This window comes from Thermosyntropha lipolytica DSM 11003 (assembly GCF_900129805.1).
In the GTDB taxonomy this organism is placed as follows: domain Bacteria; phylum Bacillota; class Syntrophomonadia; order Syntrophomonadales; family Syntrophomonadaceae; genus Thermosyntropha; species Thermosyntropha lipolytica.
The window spans coordinates 48,540-57,441 of the sequence record NZ_FQWY01000011.1 but is presented as its reverse complement, the minus strand read 5'-3'; the positions used below and the strand labels follow the sequence as shown (position 1 = coordinate 57,441).

Sequence of the window (8,902 nt, the reverse complement as noted above, 5' to 3'; positions counted from 1 at the left end):
GCGTATTTTTTAAAAGAGAAGTTTATGGATTTTGTGAATGCCGCTAATTCTGGTGAAGCTGAAATAAAACTTAATGAATGGCTTGAACTGGTCAAAGTATGTAAGATTGAACAGTTCTCTTATCTAGCTAATACAATAAGCAATTGGAAAGAAGAAATATTGAATTCTTTTGATGTACCCTATACAAATGCATGTACTGAAGGCTTTAATAATAAGATCAAGGTCATTAAGCGCAATGCTTATGGTTATAGGAATTTTTCCAGATTTCGTAATCGTATACTGCATTGCTGTTCATAAAAAGAATTATGCCTCTACCTATAGAGAGGAAAACCAGCTAATTAAGCCTGGGCTCTGTTTTTAAGTGGGTTAAAGGTTTTATTTTCCTGTTTCAAAACCAGGCCGCAAAAATATAGTATCCATTGCTTACTTCCGGGAAAGCATTTTACAAAGTGTTCCCTAATTGTATTTACAACATGGCAGACAGTACAAAAGAGGTAGCAGGTATTTGACCACTAACACCTGCTACCCCAACTATTGACAAAGAACCAAAATAAAAAACACCGCCTTAAAACGGTGCCTTATCTTAACGCCAAATCGTCGCAAACCCCGATAATACTGGGATTTTGCCTGGCATCAAACTTTGCGTGCTTATCTGGTGGAGGCGGGGGGAATCGAACCCCCGTCCGAAAGAAAGACCAGTAGAGTCTCTCCGAGCGCAGTCCGTGTTTTTCTTTTCGCCTTTAAAACGCCCACGGACAGGCTTTTTAAAGGCTAGCCTCGATAATTTTCCCTTTTAACCCCTCAAGGCAGAAGGTTAAAAGGTACTCCCGCTCGGTGACGCCCTAAACTAGCCCGCGGGTAAAGCTAGCCGGACGGCTGCCTTTAATTAGGCAGCTAAAGCGTAGTTTTCTTCTGCAGTTATTTTTAATTTCACCTTTTTAACGAGCTGGCGAACAACTCGGCTCGCTACTCTACCCATCTTTTCCCCCGTCGAAACCATTACGCCCCCTGGTTCAGTTTAGATCCTCATATATATTATAGCAGGAAAAATATATTTTTTCTCTGCTATATATTGTAAGCTTTAAGTGCGGCTCCTCTCTTTCATGGCCCGTTCAATAGCCCTTTTGGCATCACGGGCCGCCATATCTTCACGCTTGTCATACATCTTTTTCCCTACGGCAACGGCCAGTTCTACCTTGGCCCAGCCATTTTTAAAATAAACCTTCAAAGGAACCAGAGTATACCCCTTCTCCTTGGTTAACCCAATCAGCCGGTTTATCTCCCTTTTGTGCAAAAGGAGCTTCTTGGGCCTTAAAGGGTCATGGTTGAAACGATTGCCTTTTTCATAAGGGCTTATATGAAAATTGTTAAGCCATACTTCACCATTTTTAACTGTGGCATATGCATCTTTAAGATTGCCTTTTCCCAGGCGCAAAGATTTTACCTCGGTTCCTACCAGGACCAGGCCCGCTTCCATCGTTTCCTTTATATGATAGTCATGCCGGGCCTTGCGGTTATCTATAACCTGTTTAATTCCTTTTTCTTTAGCCATACTGCACCTCAAAAATAATCCCTCGCCCTTCCTCCAGGACCAGGGAATCTATATCCAGGCACTTTATATTGTATCCCTTTTTTTATTACCTGTCAAGAATATATGTTCGGTTTAATATTCGGTAAGCTCAAAATCAATCTTGGCATCATCTACATCTACCCTTACCAGCTGCACCTTTACCTCGTCTCCAACGGAGAATTTGCGTCCCCGGTGAACTCCTATAAGGCTGCATGAGCGTTCATTGAACTCATAGTAATCATCTTCGATAGTCGAAATATGCACCAGCCCTTCCACTGTATTATCAAGTTCGACAAAAAAGCCAAAAGGCTGTACCGAAGATATCCGCCCTACAAATTCCTCACCTATAAACTGCTGCATATACTGAGCTTTCTTGATACTCTCAAGTTCTCTCTCCGCCTCCTCGGCTCTTATCTCCTGCTGGGTAGACTGTTCTCCATAAAGAGGCATCTTTTTTTCCAGAGCTATCCTCTTCCTGCCTTTCCATCCGCCTTCTAAAAGCAGGGTTAAGACCCGGTGGACGATAAGATCAGGATACCTCCTTATCGGGCTCGTAAAATGACAATAGTATTTGGAAGCCAGGCCAAAATGTCCCAGAGGCTCCGGCATATAGCGCGCATGCTTCATAGAGCGCAGGAGTATCATAGAAAGCAGTCCTTCTTCCGGCTTGCCTTTTATCTCCTCCAGTATCTTCTGATAAATCCTGGGTTCTACCCGGGCATGAGGAGGTATTTTATAGCCAAAAACCCCTAAAACCAGATTTACTTTGGCTAAAGCCTCTTCATCCGGCTTTTCATGCACCCGGTACAGAATGGGAACTTCCTGCCAGTACATATGTTCAGCTACTACCTCATTGGCCCTGATCATAAAATCTTCGATAAGCATCTCGGCCGGTCCGCGCTCCCGCTTCTTTATTTCGATAGGCCGACCTTTTTCATCTACTATTATTTTAGCTTCCGGAAAATTAAAATCTAAAGCTCCTCTTTTCATGCGCTCGGCGCGGATTATATCGGATAATTCCTTCATCAGGAAGAAATCTTCCACCAGGTAAGCATATTTGGCCTTCGTCTCTTCATCATTTTCTACCAGGATTTTATTCACATCCGTATAAGTCATGCGTTCATTAACATTTATGACTGATTTGCACAGATCATAAGCAACAACCCGTCCTTTTTCATCAATATCCATAATGCAGCTTATAGCCAGCCGGTCCTCTCCGGCATTAAGGCTGCATATATCATTGGAAAGCTCCGGAGGCAGCATCGGCAAGACCTTGTCCACCAGATAAACACTGGTTCCCCGGAGGAAGGCTTCCTTATCCAGCTTGCTGCCTTCCCTTACATAATGGGAAACATCCGCAATATGCACCCCTAAACGGTAGCCTTTTTCGGTTTTTTCGATCGATACGGCATCATCTAAATCCTTGGCATCCTCACCATCGATAGTTACCATCCGCACATGCCGCAAATCTTTGCGCCGGGCTATCTCTTCCCGGCTAACAGGTTTGGCAACTTCCCTGGCTTCTTTTATTACCTCCGGGGGAAATTCTGCCCGCAGGTTATGCTTCTTTATAACTACCTGCACATCAAGTCCTACTTCCCCTTTACGGCCCAATACTTCCAGGATCTTGCCCTCCGGATACCTGTCTTTATCCGGCCAGGCGGTTATCTTTACCAGAACTTTATCGCCATGGCTGGCCTTTATTTTACGGGAGGGCTTAACATAAATAGGATAGATCTGGCGGGGATCATCAGGCACTACCTGCAGGGTATGCTTGCCTTTCTTTACCGTCCCTACCAGTTCTTTGTTAGCCCGGCTTATAGCTCTTACCACTTCTCCTTCCGGCCTTTGTCCCCCTATCCGCTCCAGGCTGTGTACCCTGACCATTACCTTATCGTTGTGCATGGCTCCATTAAGATTCCGACCATAAACAAATATTTCCCCTATCCGGGGGTTATCCGGCACCAAAATACCATAGCCCCAGGGGCTAAGCCTCATAGTCCCTTTAACCAGATTCATCATCTCCGGCAGCCCGTATTTGTTCTTGCGGGTTTTTACTATTTCGCCCTCTTTTTCTAAACGCCCCAGGAGCTTGGCAAATTTAACCATGTCTTCTTCCTTAATAGCAAATACCTCCAGCATCTCCTCATAAGTAAGCGGACGGTAGCTTTCCTGCTGCATATACGCAAGCACTTCTTCTCTCGTAACCATATAATCCTCCTTAATCTGCCTCCATGAGCTTTTTACTATATTAATCCCCTTGGAGAGCGGTTTTTAATCTATAAACCTAAATCATCAGCAATCTTCTGCATACTTCTTAAAGCAATTTCTAAAAACTCATCTAATTCCAGTCCCAATTCGCTACAGCTGGCCATTTGCTCCCGGCTGGCCCCTTTAGCAAAAGCCTTTTCCTTAAACCGCTTTTTAAGAGATTTTACATCAACATAAGCCAGTTTTTTCTCTGGCCTTATGAGAGCTGCTGCGATTATAAATCCGCTTACCGGATCTGCTGCCCACAAAGCCTTATCCATAAGGCTTTTTCTTTCCAGATCATGATATTCATTGTGAGCTTCTACCGCATAGGCTACATCTTCCGGCACCCCATGATCCCTTAATATTTGAGCCCCCAGCAAGGAATGCAGCTTGGGATCATCAGCTGTGCTGTCATAATCTATATCATGCAAAAGGCCAGCCAGGCCAAATTTCTCCACATCTTCCCCCAGCCGCTCGGCCAGACCGCGCATAACAGCTTCTACCGCCAGGGAATGTTTAATAAGATTTTCATTTTTAAGATACCCTTTTAAAAGGTCTAATGCTTCATTTCTTTCCACAACCATTCTCCTCCTATCTTATTTTTTTCCCTCATATAAAGCTGATGATTTCTTCAGCTACCTTTTCCGGCTCTTCCATAGTAGCTATATGTCCGGAATGATAAAGCTTTACTCCTTTGACTTCCGCTTTCTTGATATTTTCAATTATAAAAGAGAGGCTTTTTACATCTACTGCCTCATCATAAACCGACTGCAAAGCCAAAACGGGAACTTCTATAAAAGGAAGCTCCTTTACCACCAGAGCCCGCAAATCCTGCATACTGCGGAAAGCCCTGACTGGATGGCATCTATAGGCAAATCTACCCTTCCTTTCTAGCTCCTGCATCCTTTTATCCTTTTTTTTGGGAAAATACGGCTTTATCCACTGTATAACCGGAGCCAGCCAGGTCAAAACCGGATAGCGGTTATATATAGGGGCATTTATAGTTATAACCCCTTTTATCCCGGGTAAAGAAGCGGCCGCATGTAAAGCCAAAAGCCCTCCCATGGAAAGTCCAGCCAGATAAACTTCGGCATAATGGGCCAAAAGATAAGACGCTTCTTGTTCAACAGCTCGGTACCAATCCTGCCAGGTAGTCTGGTTTAAAAATGCGGGATGAGTTCCATGCCCGGGGAGCAAAATCCCGCTTACCGTAATCTTCTGCTTTTGGTGCAGAATCTGCGCTACAGGCAAAACTTCGGAAGGCGAAGCCGTAAAGCCGTGTATAAAAAGGAGTCCTATCTCTTTTCCTCCGGCCAGAAAAAAAGGCTTTGCCTGAGGATGGACATAAATCATATCTTCCCTCTCCACCTTTTTTCATGATCATATGCTAAAAAGCAGGCAGAAAAATTTCCACCTGCTTTTTATCGCTCTTTTATAGTTCCTCAATTTTATAATAACGGGGCCATCAATACCAGAGAAACTATAGCCATAAGTTTCAGAAGGATGTTGAGAGACGGCCCGGCCGTATCTTTACAGGGATCGCCGACGGTGTCTCCTACTACCCCGGCAGCATGGGCTTCACTGCCTTTACCTCCATGGTTGCCAGCTTCGATATATTTCTTGGCATTATCCCAGGCTCCACCGGCATTAGCCAGCAAAATAGCCAGGCAAACCCCAGCAGCTATTGCTCCGGCCAGCATTCCTGCCAGAGCTTCTCCTCCCAGCAGCAGTCCTACTATGATAGGGGCAACTACCGCCAGCACGCCGGGGAAAATCATTTCTTTTATCGCTGCAGCAGTACTTATATCTACACAGCGGGCATAATCGGCTTTAGCCTTTCCTTCCATGAGCCCAGCAATTTCTCTAAACTGCCTTCTTACTTCGTCTACCATCTGGGAAGCAGCCCTTCCTACTGCTCCCATAGCTAAGGCACAGAAGAAGAAAGGAAGCATAGCTCCGACAAGAAGCCCTATAACTACATAAGGATCAAGCAGATTGATATTTTCAATACCGGCTACATTGGCAAAAGAAACGAGCAGGGCCAGAGCTGTTAAAGCTGCCGAACCTATGGCAAAACCCTTCCCGATAGCAGCCGTAGTATTGCCTACCGAATCAAGCCGGTCCGTAGTCTGTCTTACATGGGCAGGCAGTTCTGCCATCTGGGCAATCCCACCGGCATTGTCGGCAATAGGCCCATAAGCATCAACTGCCACTACCATGCCCGTAGTAGCCAGCATACCTACTGCTGCCAGGGCTATGCCATATATCCCAGCAGTAAAGTAGCCCAGGAAAATAGCAGCTACGATAATCAAAATCGGAATCATGGTCGAGCGCATTCCTACTCCCAGTCCGGAAATGATAGTTGTAGCCGGCCCGGTAGTACAAGCCTGAGCAATTTCCCTTACCGGTTTATATTCATCCGAAGTATAATATTCAGTTACAAAACCTATCAGCACACCTGCTACCAAACCGCCCACCAAAGACCAGAATACGCTGAACATATCAGCTGGCAGTATATATCTTACCGCAAAGAAAGCGCCAATAACCAGAAGAACAGCCGAGCTTACCGTACCGGCATTAAGCGCTTTAAGCGGATTAGAATTCTCATCTGTGCGCACAAAGAAGGTTCCTATAATAGAAGCTACTACACCGATAAAGGCGATAACCAGAGGCAGGATTACCGGTCCTAAGCCTAAAACCGGAGCTTTAGCTACCATAACTGCTCCCAGGGTCATAGCTGCTATGATAGAACCGACATAAGATTCAAAGAGGTCAGCTCCCATTCCCGCTACATCGCCTACGTTATCTCCCACATTGTCGGCAATAACAGCCGGATTGCGGGGGTCATCTTCCGGAATGCCTGCTTCAACTTTTCCTACCAGGTCAGCCCCAACATCAGCAGCTTTCGTATATATACCTCCACCTACACGGCCAAAGAGGGCAATAGAGCTTCCCCCCAGAGCAAAGCCGTTTACTATGGTCGGATCTTTAAATATAAGGTAAAGTATACCTAATCCTAAAAGCCCCAGACCAGAAACAGACATGCCCATTACCGCTCCTCCGGAGAAAGCTACTCCCAGAGCGGCATTCTGGGAAGTCCGGGCCGCGCTGGCCGTACGCACATTAGCTCTGGTAGCTATGGACATGCCTATGTAGCCTGCGGAAGCAGAACAAACCGCCCCTACCAGGAAGCAAACCGCCGTCTGCCAATCGATAGCCAGAAGAAGCACCACAAATATTATAGCCACAAACACGGCCAAAGCTTTATACTGCCGGGAAAGAAAGGCCATAGCTCCTTCATGGATATAATCGGAAATTTCCACCATTCTCTCCGTTCCCGGATCCGCCTTTTTTATTTTCGAAGCCAGATAAACCGCAAACAAAAGGGCTAATGCCCCTCCGGCTGGAGCAAACATGACCAGATTATCCATAAACTTCCCAACTCCTTATTAAATTTTTATGTGTATATGTGATTAAATTAAAGCTAAAGCCAGAGTAGTAATTATAAAAACTGCTGCCACCCATCCGGTTATCTTTTCTAGAAATTCGTTTACCGTCTTGGCTTTGCTGCCAAACAAGGCTTCACTTCCTCCTGCTATGCTGCCAGATAATCCCGCACTCTTACCCGGCTGCAGCAGAACAACGGCTATAAGAGCCAGAGCCGAAATTATCTGCAGGATAAGGACTAATACTTTCATATATTCACCTCCATTACCTTTTACCAGGCCAAACTATATTCTAACACAGGTATACAAAATTCAACAAGATTTATCCTGTTAAGTTTAGCGGTACAAATTATAAAAAGCCTTCAGGCCTGGATATCTGGCTACCAGGTCCAGATCTTCTTCAATCCTTAAAAGCTGGTTGTATTTGGCCACCCGGTCGGTGCGGGCTGGAGCCCCGGTTTTTATCTGTCCCGCATTCACTGCCACTGCTATGTCGGCAATAGTAGAATCTTCCGTCTCTCCGGAACGATGGGAAATTATACAGGTATAGCCTGCTCTTTTGGCCATTTCTATCGTTTCCAGGGTTTCCGTTAAGGTGCCAATCTGGTTAACCTTTATAAGTATGCTATTACATACCCCTTCTTTGATACCCCGGGAAAGCCTTTCCGTATTGGTTACAAAAAGGTCATCTCCTACCAGCTGGACTTTATCCCCCAGTCTATCTGTAAGCTCTTTCCATCCCTCCCAGTCATCTTCCGCTAGTCCATCTTCGATGGATATTATCGGGAACTTATCTACCAGTTTAGCATAAAAATCGACCATTTGCGAAGAAGTTAAAACTTGACCTGTGCTGCTCAAGTGATACTTGCCATCTTTATAAAGCTCGCTGGCTGCTGCATCAATGGCCAGGTATATATCTTTTCCCGGCTGGTATCCGGCAGCATGAATAGCCTCCACAATCACTTCCAGAGCTGATTCATTGGAAGGAAGATCGGGAGCAAAGCCTCCCTCGTCTCCGATAGCGGTAGATAAATTTTTGCTGCTCAATACCTTCTTTAAGGCATGGTAAACTTCTACCCCCATACGCAAAGCTTCGGCAAAAGTTTCCGCTCCTACTGGAACAATCATGAATTCCTGGATGTCCACATTATTATCAGCGTGTTTCCCGCCATTAAGTATGTTCATCATAGGAACGGGAAGCTCTTTGCCATTAACCCCGCCGATATACTGATAAAGGGGAAGGCCCAGATAATTGGCAGCTGCTCTGCTTACCGCCAGAGAAACCCCTAAGATAGCATTAGCCCCCAGCCTTGATTTGTTCGGGGTCCCGTCCAGTTCTAAAAGGAGGGCATCGATTTCTGCCTGTCTGGTTACATCCATACCGATAACTTCTGGAGCAATAATGTTATTTACATTATCAACCGCATTAAGAACCCCTTTGCCATTATACCGGCTCTTATCTCCATCCCGCAGTTCTACTGCCTCATAAGCCCCGGTGGAAGCACCGGAAGGAACTATAGCCCTTCCCATAGTACCATCTTCCAGAACTACTTCTACCTCCACCGTGGGATTTCCGCGGGAATCCAGCACTTCGCGGGCATAAACATCAACAATTGTGCTCATATCGGTAAAA

General features: G+C 45.5%; 8 protein-coding genes and 1 other RNA gene. 1 reads left to right on the top strand and 8 read right to left on the bottom strand.

Translation table 11 applies throughout. The annotated features are described in order from the left end of the window. Positions 1-297 (top strand): transposase (locus BUB92_RS04645; RefSeq protein ID WP_143156862.1); only part of this gene is annotated, 297 nt, incomplete at its 5' end. 356 nt (positions 298-653) lie between these two features. Here BUB92_RS04645 and ssrA read toward each other — a convergent pair. The 8 genes from ssrA to eno form a co-directional block, all read right to left on the bottom strand. Then, positions 654-1,009: a transfer-messenger RNA gene (ssrA, locus tag BUB92_RS04640) on the bottom strand. A gap of 72 nt (positions 1,010-1,081) precedes the next feature. After that, a complete protein-coding gene (gene smpB / locus BUB92_RS04635) occupies positions 1,082-1,552 on the bottom strand; it encodes an SsrA-binding protein SmpB (protein WP_073090760.1) in 471 nt (156 codons plus the stop codon). 111 nt (positions 1,553-1,663) lie between these two features. Then, on the bottom strand, positions 1,664-3,781 hold the full coding sequence (gene rnr / locus BUB92_RS04630; protein WP_073090757.1) for a ribonuclease R: 2,118 nt from the start codon (positions 3,779-3,781) through the stop codon (positions 1,664-1,666). Between the two features lie 68 nt (positions 3,782-3,849). Continuing rightward, on the bottom strand, positions 3,850-4,401 hold the full coding sequence (locus tag BUB92_RS04625) for an HDIG domain-containing metalloprotein (RefSeq protein ID WP_073090754.1): 552 nt from the start codon (positions 4,399-4,401) through the stop codon (positions 3,850-3,852). 31 nt (positions 4,402-4,432) lie between these two features. Then, complete coding sequence (locus BUB92_RS04620; protein ID WP_073090751.1) at positions 4,433-5,176, bottom strand: alpha/beta hydrolase; 744 nt, start codon at positions 5,174-5,176, stop codon at positions 4,433-4,435. A gap of 95 nt (positions 5,177-5,271) precedes the next feature. Beyond that, a complete protein-coding gene (locus BUB92_RS04615; RefSeq protein ID WP_073090749.1) occupies positions 5,272-7,254 on the bottom strand; it encodes a sodium-translocating pyrophosphatase in 1,983 nt (660 codons plus the stop codon). A 42-nt stretch (positions 7,255-7,296) separates the two neighbouring features. Beyond that, complete coding sequence (gene secG, locus BUB92_RS04610; RefSeq protein ID WP_073090744.1) at positions 7,297-7,521, bottom strand: preprotein translocase subunit SecG; 225 nt, start codon at positions 7,519-7,521, stop codon at positions 7,297-7,299. Positions 7,522-7,605: 84 nt separating this feature from the next. After that, complete coding sequence (eno, locus tag BUB92_RS04605) at positions 7,606-8,892, bottom strand: phosphopyruvate hydratase (RefSeq protein ID WP_073090741.1); 1,287 nt, start codon at positions 8,890-8,892, stop codon at positions 7,606-7,608. Between the last annotated feature and the right edge of the window lie 10 nt (positions 8,893-8,902).